Source organism: uncultured Winogradskyella sp. (assembly GCF_947498005.1).
In the GTDB taxonomy this organism is placed as follows: domain Bacteria; phylum Bacteroidota; class Bacteroidia; order Flavobacteriales; family Flavobacteriaceae; genus Winogradskyella.
Genome location: NZ_CANMIW010000008.1, coordinates 145,061 through 167,829 on the forward strand (window position 1 = coordinate 145,061; position 22,769 = coordinate 167,829).

The 22,769-nt window shown below is 32.6% G+C and carries 17 protein-coding genes and 1 tRNA gene; 4 read left to right on the forward strand and 14 right to left on the reverse strand.

Annotated elements, in window-relative coordinates:
* The first annotated feature begins 67 nt into the window (after positions 1 to 67).
* Positions 68 to 805, forward strand: coding sequence for an ABC transporter permease (locus Q0891_RS14705; protein ID WP_299102844.1), 738 nt, complete (start codon positions 68 to 70; stop codon positions 803 to 805).
* 2 nt (positions 806 to 807) lie between these two features.
* Positions 808 to 1,575, forward strand: a complete 768-nt coding sequence (locus Q0891_RS14710) for an ABC transporter ATP-binding protein (RefSeq protein WP_299102789.1) — start codon at positions 808 to 810, stop codon at positions 1,573 to 1,575.
* A gap of 2 nt (positions 1,576 to 1,577) precedes the next feature.
* Here Q0891_RS14710 and Q0891_RS14715 read toward each other — a convergent pair whose 3' ends face one another.
* The 12 genes from Q0891_RS14715 to porU all read right to left on the reverse strand — a co-directional run bounded on the left by Q0891_RS14715 (position 1,578) and on the right by porU (position 16,650).
* Positions 1,578 to 3,071, reverse strand: coding sequence for a DUF389 domain-containing protein (locus Q0891_RS14715; protein WP_299102791.1), 1,494 nt, complete (start codon positions 3,069 to 3,071; stop codon positions 1,578 to 1,580).
* 5 nt (positions 3,072 to 3,076) lie between these two features.
* On the reverse strand, positions 3,077 to 4,165 hold the full coding sequence (locus Q0891_RS14720) for a mannose-1-phosphate guanylyltransferase (RefSeq protein ID WP_299102846.1): 1,089 nt from the start codon (positions 4,163 to 4,165) through the stop codon (positions 3,077 to 3,079).
* Positions 4,166 to 4,176: 11 nt separating this feature from the next.
* A complete protein-coding gene (locus tag Q0891_RS14725) occupies positions 4,177 to 4,773 on the reverse strand; it encodes a SprT-like domain-containing protein (RefSeq protein WP_299102794.1) in 597 nt (198 codons plus the stop codon).
* A gap of 23 nt (positions 4,774 to 4,796) precedes the next feature.
* Entirely contained in the window at positions 4,797 to 5,444 is a 648-nt protein-coding gene (locus tag Q0891_RS14730; RefSeq protein WP_299102796.1) for an HAD family hydrolase, read from the reverse strand.
* Positions 5,444 to 6,127 carry an SDR family oxidoreductase gene (locus Q0891_RS14735; protein ID WP_299102798.1) on the reverse strand — a complete coding sequence of 228 codons (684 nt, stop codon included), beginning with the start codon at positions 6,125 to 6,127 and terminating at the stop codon, positions 5,444 to 5,446. The genes Q0891_RS14730 and Q0891_RS14735 overlap by 1 nt, the downstream gene beginning before the upstream one ends.
* Positions 6,120 to 7,097, reverse strand: a complete 978-nt coding sequence (locus tag Q0891_RS14740; RefSeq protein ID WP_299102800.1) for a M28 family peptidase — start codon at positions 7,095 to 7,097, stop codon at positions 6,120 to 6,122. Before Q0891_RS14740 ends, Q0891_RS14735 begins: the two co-directional genes overlap by 8 nt.
* 83 nt (positions 7,098 to 7,180) lie before the next feature.
* Positions 7,181 to 7,915 (reverse strand): hypothetical protein, encoded by a 735-nt coding sequence (locus tag Q0891_RS14745; RefSeq protein WP_299102802.1) that lies wholly within the window; start codon positions 7,913 to 7,915, stop codon positions 7,181 to 7,183.
* Between the two features lie 127 nt (positions 7,916 to 8,042).
* Positions 8,043 to 9,662 (reverse strand): pyruvate dehydrogenase complex dihydrolipoamide acetyltransferase, encoded by a 1,620-nt coding sequence (locus Q0891_RS14750; RefSeq protein WP_299102804.1) that lies wholly within the window; start codon positions 9,660 to 9,662, stop codon positions 8,043 to 8,045.
* A 3-nt stretch (positions 9,663 to 9,665) separates the two neighbouring features.
* Positions 9,666 to 10,667: a pyruvate dehydrogenase (acetyl-transferring) E1 component subunit alpha gene (gene pdhA / locus Q0891_RS14755; RefSeq protein WP_299102806.1), complete on the reverse strand. Its 1,002-nt coding sequence runs from the start codon at positions 10,665 to 10,667 to the stop codon at positions 9,666 to 9,668.
* A gap of 114 nt (positions 10,668 to 10,781) precedes the next feature.
* Entirely contained in the window at positions 10,782 to 11,264 is a 483-nt protein-coding gene (gene cdd, locus Q0891_RS14760) for a cytidine deaminase (RefSeq protein WP_299102808.1), read from the reverse strand.
* 82 nt (positions 11,265 to 11,346) lie between these two features.
* Positions 11,347 to 12,609 (reverse strand): type IX secretion system outer membrane channel protein PorV, encoded by a 1,263-nt coding sequence (gene porV / locus Q0891_RS14765; protein ID WP_299102810.1) that lies wholly within the window; start codon positions 12,607 to 12,609, stop codon positions 11,347 to 11,349.
* Between the two features lie 135 nt (positions 12,610 to 12,744).
* Complete coding sequence (gene porU, locus Q0891_RS14770) at positions 12,745 to 16,650, reverse strand: type IX secretion system sortase PorU (RefSeq protein WP_299102812.1); 3,906 nt, start codon at positions 16,648 to 16,650, stop codon at positions 12,745 to 12,747.
* A 322-nt stretch (positions 16,651 to 16,972) separates the two neighbouring features.
* On the opposite strand from porU, the gene gldJ reads away from it, so the two are divergent.
* Both gldJ and murF read left to right on the forward strand, forming a co-directional pair.
* On the forward strand, positions 16,973 to 18,655 hold the full coding sequence (gene gldJ, locus Q0891_RS14775) for a gliding motility lipoprotein GldJ (RefSeq protein ID WP_299102814.1): 1,683 nt from the start codon (positions 16,973 to 16,975) through the stop codon (positions 18,653 to 18,655).
* Between the two features lie 65 nt (positions 18,656 to 18,720).
* On the forward strand, positions 18,721 to 20,001 hold the full coding sequence (gene murF, locus Q0891_RS14780) for a UDP-N-acetylmuramoyl-tripeptide--D-alanyl-D-alanine ligase (RefSeq protein WP_299102816.1): 1,281 nt from the start codon (positions 18,721 to 18,723) through the stop codon (positions 19,999 to 20,001).
* Between the two features lie 29 nt (positions 20,002 to 20,030).
* On the opposite strand, the gene Q0891_RS14785 is transcribed toward murF, so the two are convergent.
* Entirely contained in the window at positions 20,031 to 22,403 is a 2,373-nt protein-coding gene (locus tag Q0891_RS14785) for an outer membrane beta-barrel family protein (RefSeq protein WP_299102818.1), read from the reverse strand.
* A gap of 134 nt (positions 22,404 to 22,537) precedes the next feature.
* Positions 22,538 to 22,612, reverse strand: a tRNA-Val gene (locus Q0891_RS14790).
* Between the last annotated feature and the right edge of the window lie 157 nt (positions 22,613 to 22,769).

Here is a 22,769-nt window from a genome sequence, read left to right on the forward strand (position 1 = left end):
GTGAAAAAATACTGAATATGCTCATTTCCTAATCATTTTTTATACTTTAGCATTAATGAAAACACCTATCACTTACCTTGAAAATATAGGTACTTATTTTATCATGATTAAGGACATTTTTCGTAGACCTACAAAGTGGTCCGTGATGAAACCTTTAATTTTAAAAGATATTGATGACCTTATTATAGGCTCATTGGGTATTGTAGCTTTTATTTCGTTTTTTGTTGGAGGCGTTGTTGCCATTCAAACATCTTTAAACATGACGAGTCCCATTATGCCTAAATATCTTGTTGGTTTTGCTACAAGACAATCTATTATTTTAGAATTTGCGCCTACTTTTATCTCAATAATTATGGCAGGAAAAGTGGGTTCTTTTATAACCTCTAGTATAGGAACCATGCGCGTAACAGAACAGATTGATGCTTTAGAAGTAATGGGAATCAATGGAATAAATTACTTAGTCTTCCCTAAATTTATAGCCTTAACCCTTTATCCTTTTGTTATCTCAATAGCCATGTTTCTTGGGATTTTAGGTGGATTAATAGCTTGTGTTTATGGTGGCTATGGCACCATGGAAGATTATATTGAAGGTGTTCAGTTAGATTTTGAACCCTTTCATTTTATATATGCATTTATAAAAACTTTTGTATTTGCATTTTTACTCGCAACTATACCATCTTACTATGGTTACTTTATGAAAGGTGGAGCTTTAGAGGTTGGTAAAGCTAGTACTACTTCATTTGTTTGGACCAGTGTGATGATTATTTTGGTTAACTTTTTACTAACAAGCTTATTACTAGGATAATTATGATAGAAGTAAAAGACATACACAAATCATTTGGCGATGCTCATATTTTAAAAGGGATTACTACATCTTTTGAGAAAGGTAAAACCAATTTAATTATTGGTCAGAGTGGTTCTGGTAAAACGGTATTTTTAAAATGTTTGCTTGGCTTATTTGAATATGAAGAAGGTTCTATTTCTTACGAAGGTAAAAATTTTAGTAATTTAACAAGAGATGAAAAAACCAACCTGAGAGCAGAAATGGGAATGGTTTTTCAAGGCAGTGCTTTATTTGATTCTATGACCATTGCAGAAAACGTAATGTTTCCTTTACGTATGTTTACAAAACAAAGTAAGAGCGAAATGGAAGATAGAGTTAATGAGGTGCTACAACGTGTTAACTTAGAAAATGCGCACAATAAAATGCCAAGTGAAGCGTCTGGTGGAATGCAAAAGCGTGTTGCTATTGCTAGAGCTATTGTAAATAGACCTAAATACTTGTTTTGCGATGAACCCAATTCTGGTTTAGATCCTAGAACAGCTATTGTAATAGATAATTTAATTCAAGAAATCACAGACGAATTTAATATTACTACTGTGATAAACACCCATGATATGAACTCGGTTATGGAAATTGGGGAAAAAATTGTATTTCTAAAAGATGGTTTACTAGAATGGGAAGGCTCTAGCGAAACCATATTTAGAACAGAAAACGAAGCTGTTACCAACTTCGTTTATTCATCTGAATTATTCAGAAAAGTACGTAAAATGTATCTTGAAGAAAATGATTAAACCTAGTTCCTTTTAATAAATACAGTATCTACTTTTAATTCGTTTTTAAGCCACTTTTGTAAATCGCGTTCTTTAATTAAAACGATACTATCATTTAATTCTACTTTCCATCTTACATTGGCAACTGACACCGTGTCAATATTGATAAAATCCTTCGATTCAAGCATTTTAGCATATCCAAAATATTCTAAATCATTGAACTTAATTTTAGCATCACGAGATAAAGATGTAAAAGAAACAGATTTTTGATTGGAGTTCTTTGATTCTATTACCTTATTTAAGCTAGAGATATTAGATTCTAATTCCATAATTTGCTTTTGAAGTCCATCTATAACATTATCTTTTCGATCTAAATCCGCATAAGCTCTATCTAATGATTCTAATAAACGATCTGCACTTCTTGTTTTATTGGCATTAATAACCAGTTCAAAATCTTTTAGATTGACGTATTTAACTTTATCATTTTGTAAAGCTGAAATCATTTCATCACTAACGTCACCATTAAAATATAAACTAAGTCTTTTATTATCTGCGTCTAATACTTTTTTCTGCAACCATAAATTAGGGTTTGTATCAATTTCATTTTTTACAAAACTATCGTAATCTCTAGTATATTTGCTCTCTTGTAGTACCGTTAAGAACGTCCAAATTGCAGGAATCATTACTACTATAGCAACTAACATTGCTAATCTAGAAGTTCGTTTACGCTTCGCTGAGTTCGCATATCTTAACATTGGAAAGCGCAAAATCTTCAATACTAAAAATGTAGCTAAAGCAATGAAGATGGTATTTATTGTAAACAAATACATCGCCTGCCCAAAGTAGATCCAGTTTCCTTTGGCTAATCCATAACCTGCAGTACATAAAGGTGGCATTAATGCTGTTGCAATTGCTACACCGAAAATCACGGACGCAATTGTTCCTTTTTTAGTACGTGCAATTATTAAAGCCAATCCACCAAAAAAGGCAATAAGCACATCTCTAATATCTGGTTTTACACGACCTAACAATTCTGAAGTATCTTCACTCAACGGAAACAACCAAAAGAATAGAAAAGCCGTTAATAAACTCAGCACTATCATTGTCGCTAAGTTTATTAGAGATTTCTTTAAGGTATCAATATCATTTATGGCAATTGATAGACCAACACCTAAAATTGGTCCCATTAAAGGCGAAATTAACATGGCACCAATTACAACTGCAGTAGAGTTTGCATTTAATCCTACTGAGGCTACAAAAATAGAACAGATTAAAATCCAAGCAGTTGCACCTTTAAACGGAATATCTGCTGTGATAGCAGCTATAGTAGCGTCTCTATCAGTATCATCTCTAAAGTCTAATAACTCTTGTAAAAAAGTTTTTACACTCGCAAATAATCCTTTAGCGTCTTTTCTAACTGCTTCTTTCTTTTCTTCAACAGCAGCTTCCTTATTCATTTCGTTGGTGATTTGCTTCTGCTCATCTTCCGAAAAATTGAATTTATTTTCGTCACTCATAGTTTTTAACCATATTCTTCTCCAAAATTAGCTTTCACATTTTGAAGCACTTTTTTAATATCTTGCTCTTTTGCTTTAGGAAAGATAAGTAAAACTTCGTCTTTATCAACTATGATGTAATCTTTTAATCCATCTACGACGACAACTTTATCACCTTTTGTTCTAATCATGTTACCATTAGAATCATCAGTTAGGGCTTTTGCATTTACAATGGCATTGTTATTTTCGTCCTTATCTAACTTATCGTAAAGACTTCCCCAAGTTCCTAAGTCATTCCAATCAAAAGTAGCAGGTATTACATAGACATTTTCACTCTTTTCCATAAGTGCATAATCCACAGATATGTTTTCTGCCTTTACATAGTTTTCCTTTATAAAGTCGTCTTCAAACTCTGTATTGTATACACTGTAACCTTTTTCAAACAATTCAAATAACTTTGGTTGATTGTTTTTAAATGCAGCTACAACAGTTTTAGCACTCCACATAAAGATACCTGCATTCCATAAAAAATTACCTTGATCTATAAAAGATTTCGCTGTTTCATAATCTGGCTTTTCTCTAAACTGATTTACAGATTTAATTTCTTTTTGAGATGACTTATCATATTCAATATAACCGTAACCTGTGTTTGGAAATGTAGGTGTTATACCTAAAGTCATCAATGCAGAATTAGATTCACAGAAGTCAAAAGCTGCTTTTACATTATCAGAAAAAGCTTTTTCATCTTCAATCCAATGATCACTTGGCGCTACAATCATTACAGCGTCTTCGTTTTCTTTCTGAATTTTTAAAGACGCATACAAAATACATGGTGCAGTATTACGCATTGCTGGTTCTAACACAACTTGTCTTTTTGTAACCGTTGGTAACTGTTCAAAAACTAAATCATTATAACGTTCATTAGTTAAAATGAATATGTTTTCTTCCGGAATTAATTGTGCTAAACGATGAAATGTTTTTTGAATTAAAGTATCTCCTGTTCCTAACATATCGTGAAACTGTTTAGGAAAATCTTGTGTACTTACTGGCCAAAATCTTGAACCTACTCCACCTGCCATTAGTATGGCGTAATAATTTTTATTTTTGCTATTCATCATATTTTGATTTATTCTAAAACTTCAACTTCTGCGTTTGGATTAAACAAATATAATTTACCTGAGTTAACTTCCACACATTCATATCGTTTTCTTCGTTTATTACCTCTTTTAAAAATTCTGCCATTATACAGCTTAAAGGTCTGATTCAAAGGTAATTCAAACACAAACGTTTTATCGTTGTCTTCGTTGAATTGCTTTAAGGCGTAGGCGAGTTGCACATCTGTGTCGCTAGATGCTTTTGGGTTTTTAAAATGCTGAGCCAATAATGGCAACAGTTCATTAGGGAAAATATCTGGCCTTAAAAATGGCAACATTAAGTGTTGATACGTATGCTTCCACTCTTTTCCATGTGGTTTTATTAGTCTACCATATTTACTGTAAGCTTCATAATGCGCAATTTCATGAATTAACGTCATTAAAAACCTATAACAATTTAAATTTGAATTTATAGTAATTTGATGTTTTCCATTTGGCAAGGATCTATAATCACCATGTCTGGTTTTACGCTCGCTTTTAACTTTTATAGTAAACTTATCATCCTCTAAAATTTTTAAAATTAAAGGTTTAGCCAATTCTGGAATAAAGTCTAAAAACTGTAAGTGCATTCTATATTTTATAGATGTAAATGTTAATTTTTATTATGTATCAATGGTAATAAATCTGCCATATCATTAAATGTTTTTGTTGCCTTACTGTTTAGTTGATGATTATAGTCATGTGCAGTAAAGCCAAAAACGTCAAAACCACCATTAACTGCTGCATTAACACCAATGACACTATCTTCAATCACAACACATTCTTCTGGTTGAAAACCCATCGTTTTGGCTGCCCATAAAAATACAGCTGGATCTGGTTTCCATTTTTGAACACCATAACAACTAAATACATTAGCTTTAAAATACGACCACAAACCCGTTAATTCTAGATTCAATTGAATTTTATTTTCAGGCCCACTTGAAGCAACACAAAACGGAAGGTTAAGATGTTTGATGACATCTGAAACACCTTCGACAGGTTTAATATCTGATTTAAATTTTTCAAAAGACCGTCTTCTATATTCAGATTCAAAATTAGTTGGCAAATCCTTACCAATTAATTCTGAAATGAGATTTTCACATTTATGAAAAGAATTTCCTTTAAAATGTTGATAGGCATAATCTAGATTAATCTGTGCACCCAATTCGTTTGCCATGTCAACCATTACTTGATTTCCTATAGGTTCGCTATCTACTAGGACGCCATCACAATCAAAAATTACACATTTATATTTAGACATTAAGGCGTAGAATTAGAAACTTGTAACACTTTTCCGTTATAATATTTATTTCCTGTTAAAGCAAAATTCTGAATATAATCTGCCATTCCCTTAGCTGTTGTTGGCGCTTGATAGCCAGGAAATGCTTCTTCTAACATTTCGGTTTGTACAGCGCCTAATGCTAGTACATTAAATTGTGGACCCGTTTCTTTATACTCTTCAGCAAGTAATTCTACCAAAGTAATCACTGCGCCTTTGCTTGAGCTATAGGCAGACAATCCAGGAAATTTCATGCTACCTTGGATGCCTCCCATTGAACTAATCGTTACAACGTGTCCATCACTTTTTATAAACGGCAAAACGGTTCTAGTTAATTCCGAAACTCCAAAAACATTAGTTTGATACACCTTTGTAAAATCTTGAAATGTAGTTTCTGCAAATGGTTTATTGATAATTGCACCTGCATTATTAATAAGAATATCTACATGTTTCCATTCCTCTTTTATAAATTCGGTCACTTTTTGATAATCTTCTTCTTTACACAAATCAAAAGCAAAAGACGAAATATTATCAAAATGAAGATTACTTACTGGTTTAGCATTACGTGATAATGCCAAAACATTATGACCTTGATTAGCAAAAAGATGAACCAATTCAAATCCAATTCCTCTACTTGTACCTGTTATAATTATATTTTTACTCATCTTTTAAAACCACTTCTTTAGTTGGTGCATTCATCATTCCCTCTAACGCAGGAATCATTTTTTCTATAAAATTTACCATGTGTGCGTAATCCATTTTATCTGCTTCGTCGTCTACATGATGGTAATAATCAAAGTTTGAAAAATCGAAGGTAGAAATGGCGTGCGCAGGAATATTGAGATCTTTATAAAACGGAAAATTATCTGACCTCATAAATAAGTTAAACCCTTTTGCTTTTGGAAAAAACCCTACAACCTCTTGACCTGCATATGTATTTAAAGTCTCAGCAAAATTAGAACGTTCAAAACCGCTCATATAAGCCATAGATTGATCTTCTGCTCTTGGCACACCAATCATTTCAAAATTGATCATTGTATATGCATTAATCCCTTTATCTTTTAATCGTGCAGCCAAATGCGCAGAACCTTTCAGTCCTATTTCCTCCGCATCATAAAGCGTAATTAATATGCTCCTTTTATTTGTTTTTGATTTAGCAAAATATTTACCAAATTCCATCGCAGCAATTGTACCAGAAGCATCATCATTGGCTCCATTAGCGATAGAATCTCCTTCAACAACTTTCCCTTTACCAATATGATCGTAATGTCCTCCGAGAATAATGAATTCATTTTTTAATTTTGGATCATTCCCTTCAACCATTCCAACAATGTTATAACCATCTAAATCATTGACCTTAAACGAATCTCGATAGCTTTCAAAATAAGGTCTAATGCTATTCTTTTTTAAATAATCTTCGATAAAAACGGCTGCTTTCTCAATGCCTTCACTTCCTGTTGCTCGTCCATTTAGTTCATCTGAAGCCAAAAAATTCATACTCGCCTTAATGGCTTCTTGAGTAATGATAGGTTTTACAGTTTCACCATCTTTTCCTGATTTTCCGTCAGCACCTTTTGTATGATAAGCACAAGAGGCAACCAATACGATAATCAATAATGACACTATTTTTCTCATAATTTATATTTGAGTTTAAAGATAAAAAAATCCTGTATCAAATTATTAATACAGGATTTAATTCCAATTATATTATAAGCTAATTACATTTTCTTATTCGCTTTCTTTGCTAAACGTCCTACTTTTTTGTTTAAATCCTTCATTAGTTTTTCTACAGCACTCTCGCACATAGGTTGAATCTTATCCGTTTTCATAACAGGAATACCTTTAACCATCACTGCTTTTTTTGAAGAGCCAGCGACTTCACGAAACTGAAATACACTCTTATTATCCTTAGTATATAAATCCATACTAAATCTCGCTTGAATACTTACATAACCAAGATTTCCAACGCCTGTTTTAACGAATCCAAAATCTAAATGAATAAACATTATAGCATCAACACCTAAGTCTTCAGCTACATCCTTTAAATCCTTTACGTTTTGCCTATAGTTAGGAATTACATTATAACCATCTACTGATGTAGTTGACTCAACATCTTGATTAATGTTACCCGCTTCCTCATAAGTTGGTTTAAAGCTTTTATATTTTTCATTGGCAAACACCTCATCTTCTGCTATAAATTCGAAATCAAAATTTTCGGCATATTCATCAAAAAACGCAGTATGCAATTTATTAAGTGGTTCTGATAGATTAAAATCAGGATCATCACTAAGATTTGAATTTTTGGCAATTAAATCAGCAGAAGCATCAAGCGCTGATAAATCTAGCATTTTATCTGCGTAAAATGTTACTACAGCTACCTTCTTCTTTTGCGCATTACTTACCATAAATAATGACAGAAAAGTTACTAGCATTACTATTTTTAAATATTTCATATTATTGGTTAATTTATAAGTTTAGTCACGAAAATAATCTAATCTGATAGTTATAACAAAAAAAATCCTGATTTGAAAATTCATCAAATCAGGATTATAATATTTAAATTTTCACTTTATCAGCTACTTACGATACTAACATTGTTACAGGATTTTCAATATATCCTTTCAAAGTTTGAAGGAATTGCGCTCCTGTCGCACCATCTACAGTTCTATGATCACATGCTAGACATAATTTCATAGTGTTACCTACAACAATTTGCCCTTCTTTAACCACCGGTTTTTCTACTATGTTACCAACAGATAAAATTGCTGAATTAGGCTGATTAATAATTGATGTAAAACTATCAATACCAAACATTCCTAAATTAGAAATAGTAAAAGTACTGCCTTCCATTTCATCTAAAGCTAGTTTTTTGTTTCTTGCTTTACCAGCAAAATCTCTAACTGCTGCACCTATTTGAGTTAAGCTTTGCTCATTCGCAAATTTAACTACAGGCACTAACAATCCATCTGGTACAGCAACTGCAACACCAATATGTACATGGTTATTTAACTGCATTCTGTCATCAAACCACTGAGAGTTAACTTGAGGATGTTGTTTTAATGCTAAAGCACAAGCTTTAACCACTATATCGTTATAAGAAATTTTTACATCTGGTACAGAATTATATTGCTTTCTAAAAGCAATAGCATTCTCCATGTCAAACTCCACATTTAAGTAGTAATGTGGTGCTGTAAACTTAGACTTAGCTAAATTCTTAGCAATCGCTTTACGCATATTAGAATTTGGGACTTCATCAAAATCTTCTTGACCTGATGGCACAAATTTACCAACTGATGCTCCTGAAGCAGCAGGTGTAAAGTTCTCTATGTCTTTCTTAACGATTCTTCCGTTTTCTCCAGAACCACTTACTTGAGATAAGTTGATTCCTTTTTCTTCTGCCATCTTTTTGGCTAAAGGTGATACAAAGATGCGACCTGTACTTGTATTTGAAGTCTTAGGTGCTTCCTTCTTAGCTTCAACTTTTTTAGGAGCAGCTTTAGGCGCTTCTTTCTTTGCTTCAACTTTTGGTGCTTCTTTCTTTGCTTCACCACTACCAGCAACTTTAAAGTTTTTGGCTACATCAGAAACATCAGTTCCTTTTGGGCCAATAATAGCTAATAATGAATCTACTTTTGCCGAATCACCTTCGTTTAAACCAACATATAATAAATTACCAGACTGGAATGATTCAAATTCCATTGTCGCTTTATCAGTTTCTATTTCTGCTAAAATATCACCTTCTTCTACCTCATCACCAACTTGTTTTAACCAAGTAGCAACAGTTCCTTCTTCCATGGTATCACTTAAACGTGGCATGGTAACAACTATAACGCCTTCTGGTAATTCAGTTGCTTCTGTAGATGCTTCGTTTGAAGTTTCTTCCGTCGTAGCTGATGTTTCTTCTTCTTTTTCATCAGATGATGCTTCAGTACTCCCATTTAAGTAGCCAGAAATATCTTCTCCTTCTTCACCTATAATAGCTAAAAGCGTATCTACTTTTGCTGTTTCACCTTCTTGTATTCCTATATGAAGTAAAGTTCCTTCGTTGAAAGACTCAAACTCCATTGTAGCTTTGTCTGTTTCGATTTCAGCTAATATATCTCCTTCTTCAATTTTATCACCTACATTTTTTAACCAAGAGGCAACAGTTCCTTCTTCCATTGTGTCGCTTAAACGCGGCATATTTATTACTTCTGCCATAGCTTACTTAATTTTGTGATCTATAAATGGATAATCTTCTTGTTCGTATACAACATCGTACATTACGTTCTTATCTGGATATGGAGATTCATCTGCGAACTTCTCACATTCAGCCACACGTTTTTTAACATCCTTATCAATTTCTTTCAAGTCTGCTTCTGTAGCATATTTTTTCTCAAGTATAATATCTTTAACCTGTGTAATTGGGTCAATTTTCTTATACTCTTCAACTTCGTCTTTAGTTCTATAGTGTTGCGCATCAGACATTGAGTGACCTCTATAACGATACGTTTTAACTTCTAAGAATGTTGGTCCTCCACCTTTTCTAGCACGAGTAATCGCTTCATCAAAAGCTTCGGCTACTTTTATAGGATTCATACCATCAACCGGACCACAAGGCATTTCGTACCCTAAACCTAGTTTCCAAACATCTGTATGGTTTGCTGTACGTGCCACTGAAGTTCCCATAGCGTATCCATTGTTTTCACAAACAAATACTACTGGCAGGTTCCAAAGCATAGCAAGGTTAAAAGTTTCATGTAATGAACCTTGTCTTGCAGCTCCATCACCAAAACAACAAATTGTAACACCATCAACATCATGGTATTTATCTCCAAAAGCAATACCTGCTCCTAACGGTATTTGACCACCAACAATTCCGTGACCTCCATAAAAACGGTGTTCTTTTGAGAAAATATGCATTGAGCCTCCAAGACCTTGAGAAGTTCCTGTAGCTTTTCCAAATAATTCTGCCATAACACGTTTTGGATCAACGCCCATACCAATAGGCTGAACGTGATTACGATATGCCGTAATCATTTTGTCTTTTGTTAAATCCATAGCGTGCAATGCACCTGCTAAAACGGCTTCTTGTCCATTATACAAATGAAGAAATCCTCTCACTTTTTGTTGAATGTAAACTGCGGCAAGTTTGTCTTCAAACTTTCGCCAGAACATCATGTCTTCGTACCACTTTAGGTAAACCTCTTTAGTTATTTTTTGCATTATCTTGATAAGTGTTCATTAAATAGTTTAACAAAAATAACACTTTAGAGAATAATTAAGAAGTAGTATCTAATAAAAAAACAGCGGATTATTGAATAAAATGTAACAAAACTATCATAATACTGAATTTTCAAAAAGCAACGGTAATAAATTAGCTAATGAGCTAGACTTAACAACCTTTCCTTGCACTCCCATAAAATAAATTTCGATAGGTAGGTTTTGTTTTATTTCATATTCAGCAATAGATTGTCTACAAGATCCACATGGTGGAATTGGCTTATCTGTTACCTGATTTTGTGAAGATGCTGTAATTGCCATTTTTAATATTTTGGCTTTAGGATATTTTGCACCTGCATAATAAATGGCTGTACGTTCTGCACATAAACCAGAAGGATAACAAGCATTTTCTTGATTACTACCTATTACGGTTTCGTTATTATCTAGTAATATAGCTGCACCAACATTAAATTTAGAATAAGGCGCATAAGCATTATCTCTTGCTTCTATTGCTAATTCCATTAATGATTGAATTGACTTAGGAAGCTCATCAAAATCCTCGTAGATATCTAGCTTTGTTTCTATTTTTACTTCCTTCATAAGTGTACTATTTATTTTAGCCAAAAAAACTATTGCTTATAGACAATAGTTTTTTTTGGAATCTAAATTTAGTTATAATTTACTAATATTCGTTGTATTCATTTGCACCAAAATTAAATGTAAGTGAAAAACGTAATGTGTTTTCTAATGGACTTTGAATTTTTGAAGCTGAAAACAAATAAGATAAATCAACATTAATGGTTGTGTATTTAAAACCTGCACCTAATGCGAAAAACTTACGTGCACCTTTATCATCCGCTTCATTAAAATAACCACCTCTAAAAGAAAAATTATCTTGATATGTATATTCTGCTCCAAGTGCCCAAGTGAATTCTCTTAATTCTTCACTGAATCCTCCTGGTGCATCACCAAACGACTGAAAAACACCACTTAAGAAACTGACATCTGTACTTTGACCATCTATAATCACACCTTCTTCTGAAGCAGCACTTTGCTCATCTGTTTGAAAATCGCCATCATTAGCATCAAAAACACCATCATCATTAACATCTGTAAACACAATTTTATCACCATAAATTGGAGGTGTTGGCACTAAATATTTTGTTACCTCAGCAGTAACTGCTAACTTATTATATTCATCAAAAATAAAATCGAAACCTGCTCCTAATCTTAAATTAGTAGGCTGAAATACTTCTTGTCCTCCATCATCATACTTAAATCTTGGCCCTAAATTTTGAATCGCAAAACCAAGTCTCCAGCGACCATTAAAATCATTGTAAGCTTCTTCTTCACTTTGGTAGTAGCCTGTAATATCTGCACCAAACGTATTTCCTGGATTTGCATTAGGATCTGTTTGATTTAGTCTCAAAGCAGAATGCATATAACGAAGAGCCACAGCCATAGAAAATTGCTCACTTAACCTCAGTGAATAAGCAGCATCTATTGCAAATTCATTTGGTTTTACTGCAACTCCTGGTGATGTAGCATCTTGAGTTAATACAATTTCACCAAGTGAAAAATACTTTAAACTTGCTGAGAATGCACTCACATCACTCAGTCTATTAAAATACGTTACATAACTTAATGAGATATCATTTACCAATCTTGTTAAATAAGGCGTATAACTTAAACTTGCTCCTTGTTTTGATTCTGAAAACGCATATTTAGCTGGATTATATTGTTGAGAAAAGCCATCTACTGATGTAGCAACTCCCATATCTCCCAATGACGCAGATCTTGCATCTGGAGAAATTAGCATAAATGGCAAACCTGTTGTAATCACTCTAGTATCTGAAATACTAGGTCTTAATTCTGTTGTTTCTACTTGCCCAAAGATTGAACTAATTATAGTTAAAGCAAAAAAGGATAAGATGTATTTTTTCATGGTTATTTTAATAAGAATTAATATGCTGTTTCTATACTAATTCGTTAGCAAATATAATTTTTTATTTAAGAAGTAATTTAAAGTTTATGTTTTTGCTTCAAATTATCGATGTTTTACATTAAAACATATATTATTTTAAAGAATCACAAGTTTTTGAATTTTCTCAACTTGCTTATTTAAACGATCAGATTTCACTTTTAGTTTATACACATACACTCCTTTTCCGATTTTGTCTCCAAAATCGTCTCTTCCGTCCCAAACTATGCTCCTTGACAAAGAGGATGAACCACTATTACAGCATTCATCTGCACTTGTTTGTCCATTGAGCGTTCTTACTAATTTTCCAGATATAGTAAATATTTGAACTGATATATCTAAAGCATCAGAACTATTATGATTAAACCAAAACTCTGTGTAACTCACAAATGGATTAGGATAATTTAAGACATTATTAATCACTAATTCTTCATCTTTATCAAAGACTGTAAATTGAATTTCTGAAGTTGAAGAATTATTATATACGTCCCAAGCTTTTAAAGTTAAGGTATGTAAACCTTTTTCTAAATCTCTAAAAGGATATGTTAATGTACCATTTGTATAATCATCAACATTAGCCTGATAATAATTATTTAATACTATTGGATTAGTTTCATCACCATCTATTATAGCAGTTATATCATGACCAATACCACTTGCTGTATTAATTCCGTTTTCATCTTGAAGCTTAACTAAAAAATTAGGCGATTCATTTGTAATACCACCTGAAACAAAGTTTTCATCGTTCATATATAGATTGATAACAGGACCAATATTATCTTCTGCTGCATTTTCATTGATTCCTCCAATCTTAATATCAAAATTTGCTCCAGACTGATCTGCTGTTTGACTCGTATTCTCTGCATAGAAACTAACTTTACCTGTTCCGACAGGAATACCAATATCCCTAGGCACAACAAAATCAAATTCAAACAAACCATTCACTATACTTGCTTGTCCATTAAATAAAATTTCGCCTAAAGTTGTATAATCTAACGTTACTAATTTTTGACCATTTGAGTCGCAGTCACTTGGATCATCGTTTTCATCACAATCTTCTTTTATACCATCGTTGCCTAGTGTTGTTCGTTCAATAGATTTATCAAATACCGTAGCTGTTAACTTACCATTATAATTAGATAATAAATTTCCGTTTGAATCAACAACTTCGCCTGCAAATTTAGTATAGCTCAATGCTTTTAAAGTATCTATACTCTGAGTAATTTCTACATCATTTACTTTGGTTAACTTAATATCCGGCTGTCCAAAACCTAATTTCATAGCAGGATCACCTATATAGTAAACCAATCGTTTTTGTGATTGACCAGCAATATTATTATCTATTTTAGTTAATCGCACTGCTTCCGCAGCGGAAGGATATTCATTAGACCCAAAAGCATATAGGTAATCATCTAGTACTGCATTGAAATCTTCACCTACATTAACTATGATCTGTCTAGTTGTTGTTATTAAGGCAATAGATCCGCCGTTTGTGTTCCAAAACATAAACTCACCAGCCGTATCTCTATCTGGATCATCAAACTTTGTGTATTCACAAGTCACAGTAATAAAGAGATTGAATTTACATATGTTGTTTACCTCTTGAGATTCAAACTTATCAAAGATTCGTTCTTTAGCAATGCCATCTTCACCGCCATGTCCAAAATAGTTCACAACTAAAGCACCTACTTCTATTGCATCTTTGATAGCTTCATTAACTTCTGGATATCTATCTCCAGCAGAAGAAGATTCTTGTTCAAACGCGTCAGAATGAATTTTTACTACATTTAAAAATGGTTTTTCTTGTTCTAACGTTATCCCTAGATCTTCTGTAGCTATCTGCAGTCGTTTTTCCCATTCTTCATCCACATCGTCTGAAATAAGAACAATATTATTTCTCCAATTACCAAAAGATTGCGGTTGATAATAAGCTTTTACTTTATCTACCATTTCGGTTGCACGTTGCACATCTTCTGCTACAATTCTACCCACTGCAATATCCATTCTATCACTACTATCCATATTTCCTTCATTCTCATCCATCATTGTAAAAAAATCATCGGACACAAATGAATTAATTAAACTATAACTATTAATGGTATACCATGAAGGCACTAAATTGGTGTTGTTACTTATTCGATCTTTGTAATCATAAGACCCATCACCAAACAGACACAAATATTTTAGACGATTTGCTTCCGTACTTGCATTATCATATACATATTTCACAAAATTTCTTAACGCTGCAATATCTTGACTACCTGTGCTAAACTCATTATAAATTAATTGTAGATCTACAACTTTTACATTTAGGTTATATTGCTCTCTGTTTATCTGAGCCAACCGTTCTGCTTGTGTTAAAAATTGCGAAGGTGCTAGTATGATATAATCAATATCTTCAAACTGTCCTTGAGCATTATTAAAGATTGTGCCTTTTAAGTTTTGATTAGCCAAAGATGATCTTGTTTCTTTTAATGGCGATAAGGTATTTGAATAAGAAAACGCGATATAAATTCGTTCTTCACCAGATTGTGACTTAAAACTTAAGCTATTTGAATTCTCAGAATTAATTGTATTGGCTACATTAAATCGATCTGAAATATCCCAAATTTCACTTAATCCTGATGTATTAGTGACATTATATTGTGCAATACCAGGTGTAGTGACAACAGTTTTGTTCTTAAAAACCATTTGATCACCTTCATAATTTAATTGCCTTGTGGCTTCAATATTAATATAATCTAAAAACGCGTTAGATGAAGGGTTTCCACTATTGTTATAATCTAGATTCACAACAATATCATCTGACGCAACATTGACTAATCCATAATATGAATTTCCTGATGCTAATATAGAACCTGCCGTTATAGTGCCTAATCCTAAATTTGCTACTTGACTTCCGTTGACATTTACCTGCATTGTTGTAGCTACCTCAGAAATAGAACCAAAAGCAACTTCAAATTCAATAGGCTCACTTGTTACTAAATTAGGAAAATCAAACTCATACGTTCGTTGATTTTCTATATCAAATTCATCGCCAAACCAGCGTCTACCTATTTTGGCTATATTGGATTCATCTACTTCGTAAAATTGATAATCTTGAAAAGTATCTATTTCTAAATCTGGCTCTTGAGCAATTGTAGGCATTGATTGAATACGTTTTCCTTCACCAGAGCCTATATTTATGTAATAATATGTCTTGTCTGTATATAAATTTAGATTCGTTTGACTTTCTTCATTGTAAGACTTTGGCCCTTCACCATAGAATAGGATAAAATCGCCATTATCAAAACTGCCATCGGTCTCACCTACAAACTTTATAGCATTTTCAACCACATCAAAAGGATAATTTGCAGAATTAGCATACGGCAACATTCTTCCGCCATTGCCAAAAAGTTTAATTGTTCTTGGATCTATTGAATTAGTACTAATTCCTAAACTACTTAAAAAGTCTTTTGTTAATTTAAAAACACCTGACTCTTCAATATAGAACCGATACCATTCACCAGTACTTAAAACTGAATTGGTAATTTGGTTAGTTGTCATTGTACTATTATTTAACCGACTAGATAGAGTACTATATATTAAAGTAAAGGATACTACTTTTTTATAAATGCCATTTTCCTTTATAATAGGTTGCATCTGAAAATAACAAGAGCGCTGTCCTCTAGCATTAGTATCGTACAATTTATGATGATGTGATGCAGAGATTAGTGTTGGGTCTAAATCTTTTAATTCACTTTTATTAATAGTTTCATAAACTATATTATACAATTGTACTGTGTTTTGGTCTATAGTAATTCCGTTAGATTGCCATTGTGCAAAAAATATAAGCCCTTTGTCCTCATCAAAACTAAAATGTTCAGAATCAAAACTAGGAACTTCAAGTTTACTCAAAGCAGTTTCTAATATTTCAGTCCCATCCCAATTAATATTAAATTGTTTTTGTTGACCAAAACAAAAGATTGTAAATAAAAGCAAAATGATAGAATAGCAATTTTTCATTAACTTGAACGATATTAAGTATCAGATAAAATCTTTAAAAAGTCATAAAATTGACAAATTCAGGATTTTCACAGTAAATTAACGGTAATTAAAGCCTGTTATTATGAGGGTTTAATTTTTATTTCAAAAATACAACAATAATTCAGATACACCCTCGTTATTAAAGGGTAAAATACATCGACAAATGGCCAAAAATCCGTTGTGATGTTCAAAAAAAAGGATGAAATACACGTTTTTTTGCATTTTGATGCAAAAAAAAGTTGTTAGTTTACCTTTAATTACTATATTGCGACTCTAAAATTAAACGAGCTTACTTAAACCTATGGATATGAAACATGTCTCAAACCTAAAATTACTTATTGCATTAACGCTTTGCGCTACGATAGTTAGCTGTAATCGTTCTTCTAATGATGGCAACGTAGATAGTGCCACTGGATGGAAAATTAACGATAAAAAAGGTGGTTTTCAATACAACACCCAATTCAAGGAGCAAGAAACGCCTCCAGGAACATCTTTTATAGAAGGTGGAACTTTTACAATGGGTAAAGTGCAAGATGACCCAATGCATGATTGGAATAATACTCCAAATCAACAACACGTTCAATCTTTTTACATGGATGAAACTGAAGTTACAAATCTTAACTACACGTTTTATTTAGATTATTTAAAGAACGTATATCCACCAGAAGATCCTAACTATGCATTAATATATAAAGGAGCACTTCCTGATACATTAGTATGGAGAAACCGTTTAGGATATAACGAAATGATGACTGAAAACTATTTGCGTCATCCTGGTTATGCAAACTACCCAGTAGTTGGTGTTAGTTGGATTCAAGCAGTTGAATATGCAAACTGGAGAACAGACCGTGTAGCTGAAATGGCTTTGCAAGAGTCTGGTTATATTAAAAGAGATGCTCACCTTACTGACGTAAATGCTGAAAGTACTTTTAGTACGGACACTTATATAAATGCACCTTCTCAAACTTATGGTGGAAACACAGAAGTTCTTGAAGGCGGAAAACGTAAGCAACAAACAGATGCTGAAGGTAACCCTGTGAATGTATATGCTAGTAGAGAAACTGGATTAATCCCAGTAAAATATAGACTACCTACTGAAGCAGAATGGGAATATGCTGCATTAGGAATGAGTGAATTACGTAGCTATAATGTTTATAGAGGTCGTAAAAAATATCCTTGGGATGGTCAGTACACAAGATCTGGAAAACGTGTAAATCGTGGAGATCAAATGGCTAACTTTAAGCAAGGAAAAGGTGATTACGGTGGAATTGCAGGATGGTCTGATGATGGCGCTGATATTACAGCAGAAGTTAAAACATACTCTCCAAACGATTACGGTTTATATGATATGGCTGGTAACGTTGCAGAATGGGTAGCTGATGTTTACAGACCTATCGTTGATGATGAATTTAATGATTTCAACTATTATAGAGGTAACGTTTATTCTAAAAACGCAATTAACGAAGATGGAACAGTGAAAATTGTTACTGTTGATGAGATTGTTTACGATACTTTACCAAACGGTAAGATTGTAGCAAGAGATTTACCAGGAGAAATTGCAAGAGTACCTGTTGATGAAGAAGAAACTTATTTAAGAGCTAACTTTAGCCAAAGTGATAACAGAAACTTTAGAGATGGTGACAAACGTTCTTCTCGTTACTACAGAGAAAGCTTTGATGAAACAGAAGGAAGCAAGAACAATGACACTCGTAAGATGTATAATTCTCCAAAACATACAGTAGAAGTTGATTCTGCTGAAGGTAAATTAATTAGAGAATATGATAAATCTAGTAGTAGAACTTCTTTAATCAATGATGATGTAAGAGTTTACAAAGGTGGTTCATGGAGAGATAGAGCTTATTGGATTGATCCAGCTCAACGTCGTTACTTCCCACAAGATATGGCAACTGATTACATTGGTTTTAGATGTGCAGTTTCTAGAGTTGGTTCTAAGAGCCAAAAAGGAGGAAAAAGACGTAACTAAGAAACGTTTAATAATATTTAAGAAAGTCCTGATAAATTTATCAGGACTTTTTTATTTTTAAGCCTATGGAAATTGCTGATATATATTTAAAATTTAAGTCCACTTCTGGCATATGTACAGATACAAGAAAACTTAAACAAGATTGCTTTTACTTCGCTTTAAAAGGCGATAATTTTGATGGTAATAAATTTGTCTCAAAGGCATTTAATGGTGGTGCTAAATACTGTGTTGTTGACGATAAAACTTCTGTAATCAATGACCAATGTGTTTTAGTAGAAGACGTATTAACAACATTGCAAACTTTAGCTTCATATCACAGAAAAGCCATAAACATACCCATTATTGCTTTAACAGGAAGTAATGGAAAAACCACTACTAAAGAACTCATATATGCCGTTCTTAATACAACATATAATATAAAAGCCACTATAGGAAACCTAAACAACCATATTGGTGTTCCTTTAACATTACTCCGATTTACTGAAGATTTAGACTTTGGTATTGTAGAAATGGGTGCTAACCACCAAAAAGAAATTGCATTTTTAAGTGATATTGCTCAACCAAATTATGGATTAATTACCAATTTTGGAAAAGCACACTTAGAAGGGTTTGGCAGCATAGAAGGTGTTATAAAAGGCAAAGCGGAACTTTATGATTTTATAAAATCTCATGATGAAACCATATTTGTAAACCGTGATGACCAAAAGCAAATAGAGCAAGTTGCTGAATATGAAAAATTGATAACCTTTGGTAATGACGTTGCCAACGATTGTGTTGTTTCTTTTGTAGACGCAAATCCTAACGTAACACTAACTTACAAATCGGTACAAATTAATAGCAAACTTATAGGCAGTTATAATTACGCAAACATCGCTGTAGCGATTGCCATTGGTCAACATTTTAATATTTCTGTTGAAAACATTAAGCAAGGTATAGAAAACTATGTACCAGATAATAATAGATCGGAGATAATTAAAAAAGGGAGTACAAAAATAATCTTAGATGCTTATAATGCTAACCCAACAAGTATGTTAGCAGCACTCCAAAACATGAAACAATTAAAGGCTGACAATAAATTTCTTTTTCTTGGTGATATGTTTGAATTGGGTGCTGAAGCCGAAAAGGAGCATCAAGCTATTGTAGATTTTGCTGAAAACAATTTTGAGAATAATATATTCTTAATTGGACAAAATTTCGGAAAAACACAAACTAAAAGAACTACCAAACGCTTTACAAATTTTCAAGATATAAAGTCAGAGATTGCATCATTGGCACTCCAAAATGCCACTGTTTTAATTAAAGGATCTCGTGGTATGGCTTTAGAGCGACTCTTAGATTTGATTTAATTTTGAGAACAATTTCTACACAAACTATTTTATCTTATTCTACCACCTGAATAAGTCATAGCTTCTCCTTTACCAAAACCATAACTTAATCCTAAGGTAACAAATCGACCACGTTGATCAAAACTATAAGTTTCAAAAGTTGATTGATAGACGTTACTTTCAGATATTCTTGATTCAAATAAATCTCTAACTCCTAAGTTAACCACAGCTTTTCCTTTAAAAATTTTTTTTCGGATTCCTAAATCTAAAAAAGCGAAACCTGTTACTTCTCCTTGAATTGTCTTATAACCCGACTGATATCTTCCGGTTAATTCTAAATCTATATCTGCTGGTAATCCTATTTTTGCCCCTAGCCTAGATGACCATTGACGACCAGAAAAATCGAAAGATTGTGTTTCGAAAGTGCCGTTACGATCAAAATAATTATAATTAAAATCTCCTGTTAATGTTAACCATTTACTAGGACTGTATTTACCATTAGTTTCAAAACCTACAGAACCATTAGTACCAATGTTTTCTGGTATTGTAGTTGTTACATTATCTTCAAAAGTAGATACGCGCTCAATAACATCTGTAGTATATTTATAATATACACTAGAACTAAACGAGGCTTTACCTATTTTATAAATACTCGTTAACTCATAAGAATCTGTAAATTCTGGCAGTAAATCAGGATTTCCAATCCTAATATTAAAGTTGTTTCTGATATTAAAAAATGGATTTAAATCCCATAACCTTGGTCTAAAAATACGTCTAGAAAATCCTAATTGAAACGAAACAATATCACTAAGTTTATACGACGCATGTATGGATGGAAAATAATCCGTGAAATTCTGATAATTAGATTCATCCGTATTGGTTAAAAGCGTTTCTAAATCTGTATTTTCTAACCTTAAGCCAGCTTTTATTCCCCATTTTTCTAATTCATAAGCACCTGTAAAGTAAATACCTAATACCTTTTGATTGTATTCAAAATTATTAGTTAAGTCCTCGTTCACAACATATGAACCTCCTTCTAAATCTCTTACTTCATAGTTGTTCCCTACATCATTAATTACGTATTGCGCACCAGCTTCAATAGTATATGTATCAGATAACGGATTTGTATAATCTACTTTAAAAGTATAGTCTGCTTGTTGAAAATCAGTATCTGTTTGCTGATCACTATTGGCATCAGTTCCAGAAATAGTTCTATTTTCAAATTGAGATGATTGGTCTTTCCCGAAGAATCTTCCTAAAGCACTTAATAATAAAGAATGGTCTTCATTATTTTTGAATTGCTTTTTATAATTAAACTCATATTGATATTTAGGGTTAGTCGCTTCTGTAGTTTCACGCCTTAACCAACTTGAAGTTAGTATGTTATTTGAATCATAAAACCTAAACTTAGTTTCCGAAGGTTGGTCTTCTATTTCGTAAGCAAAATTCCCTGATAAGGTTAATACATTAAGATCATTTATATGATAATCTGTTCCTAAAGTGATATTATAAAATGTTTCATCTCTATAGGCTATTCCGTCGCTGTAAATGATTTCATCATCGACTAAATTTCTATTAATGGCTTCACTCTCTCTTGGCAAAGAGCGATAACCAGCTCCTATTTGAGTAAACAAATTGAATTTCTCAGTTCTACGATTAAGACTTATACCAATACTATGATTATCTGGTGTACCTGTATTTAATGATATAGAACCATTCCATCCCCTTTTTTCTTCTTTCTTGAGAATAATATTTAAAATACCTGCTGTCCCTGAAGCTTCATACTTAGCGGAAGGGTTAGTTATAACCTCAATACTTTCTATCATATCTGCAGTAATTGTACCTAATGCGTTACTAGATTCGTCAGCTAAAACAGAAGGTTTTCCATTGATTAAAATCTGAACACCAGAGCTTCCTCTTAGGCTAATTTCTCCTTCTATGTTAACTGCAACGGATGGTACATTGTTAAGTACTTCTAATGCACTTGCACCTGTACTACTTATATCCTTACCAATATTAAAAACCCGTTTATCTAGTTTAAATACAGTTTTAGACACTTCAGCCCTAACTACGACTTCATCTAGAATTTCATTATCTTCAGAGAGTTTAATTTTACCTAAGTCAATTTTTGAATTGGTAATAGTAAAATCAGTAATCGTTTTAGTTTTATAACCCATAAAACTTACTTCGATGTAAAAATCAGCTACCGATGTATATATTTGAAACTCCCCTTTATCATTAGTTGTTGTACCCGTAATAATGGCTTTAGAATTATTTTTATAAAGCGCAATAGTTGCATATGGAATAGGTTGCATCGTTGCTTCTTCAACCAACGTACCAATGACATCTATCTCTTTTACTTGAGCTACCAAAGTAGAACACGCTACTAATATCAACAGCGTAAATATTTGTCTTGAATACATTAAATTTGTTTTAGTACTAATTTAAAATTTTTCTTGCAGTTATAATATAATAATCAGGATTTTAACCCCTAACAAATACAATCGTAAAAGCAAAAAATCCCGATCTACAAATGTAAATCGGGATTCTTATTAAGTGGGCGACAAGGGATTCGAACCCCTGACCCCTTGGGTGTAAACCAAGTGCTCTGAACCAACTGAGCTAGTCGCCCTTATTATTAAGGACTGCAAAGATACTCTAGTTTTTAATATCTCAAAACATTTTTTAAAAATTTTTTATTTTATTTTTTATTGATCAATTTCTTCCATTGTTTTGACCATAAATAGCATTTCTTAATAAACAAATTTATACGATTTTAATATATTAGG

Coding starts and splice junctions, on each gene's coding strand:
- Q0891_RS14710 (WP_299102789.1), top strand. CDS start 808: ATGATAGAAGTAAAAGACATACACAAATCATTTGGCGATGCTCATATT.
- Q0891_RS14715 (WP_299102791.1), bottom strand. CDS start 3,071: ATGAGTGACGAAAATAAATTCAATTTTTCGGAAGATGAGCAGAAGCAA.
- Q0891_RS14720 (WP_299102846.1), bottom strand. CDS start 4,165: ATGAATAGCAAAAATAAAAATTATTACGCCATACTAATGGCAGGTGGA.
- Q0891_RS14725 (WP_299102794.1), bottom strand. CDS start 4,773: ATGCACTTACAGTTTTTAGACTTTATTCCAGAATTGGCTAAACCTTTA.
- Q0891_RS14730 (WP_299102796.1), bottom strand. CDS start 5,444: ATGTCTAAATATAAATGTGTAATTTTTGATTGTGATGGCGTCCTAGTA.
- Q0891_RS14735 (WP_299102798.1), bottom strand. CDS start 6,127: ATGAGTAAAAATATAATTATAACAGGTACAAGTAGAGGAATTGGATTT.
- Q0891_RS14740 (WP_299102800.1), bottom strand. CDS start 7,097: ATGAGAAAAATAGTGTCATTATTGATTATCGTATTGGTTGCCTCTTGT.
- Q0891_RS14745 (WP_299102802.1), bottom strand. CDS start 7,915: ATGAAATATTTAAAAATAGTAATGCTAGTAACTTTTCTGTCATTATTT.
- Q0891_RS14750 (WP_299102804.1), bottom strand. CDS start 9,662: ATGGCAGAAGTAATAAATATGCCGCGTTTAAGCGACACAATGGAAGAA.
- pdhA (WP_299102806.1), bottom strand. CDS start 10,667: ATGCAAAAAATAACTAAAGAGGTTTACCTAAAGTGGTACGAAGACATG.
- cdd (WP_299102808.1), bottom strand. CDS start 11,264: ATGAAGGAAGTAAAAATAGAAACAAAGCTAGATATCTACGAGGATTTT.
- porV (WP_299102810.1), bottom strand. CDS start 12,609: ATGAAAAAATACATCTTATCCTTTTTTGCTTTAACTATAATTAGTTCA.
- porU (WP_299102812.1), bottom strand. CDS start 16,650: ATGAAAAATTGCTATTCTATCATTTTGCTTTTATTTACAATCTTTTGT.
- gldJ (WP_299102814.1), top strand. CDS start 16,973: ATGGATATGAAACATGTCTCAAACCTAAAATTACTTATTGCATTAACG.
- murF (WP_299102816.1), top strand. CDS start 18,721: ATGGAAATTGCTGATATATATTTAAAATTTAAGTCCACTTCTGGCATA.
- Q0891_RS14785 (WP_299102818.1), bottom strand. CDS start 22,403: ATGTATTCAAGACAAATATTTACGCTGTTGATATTAGTAGCGTGTTCT.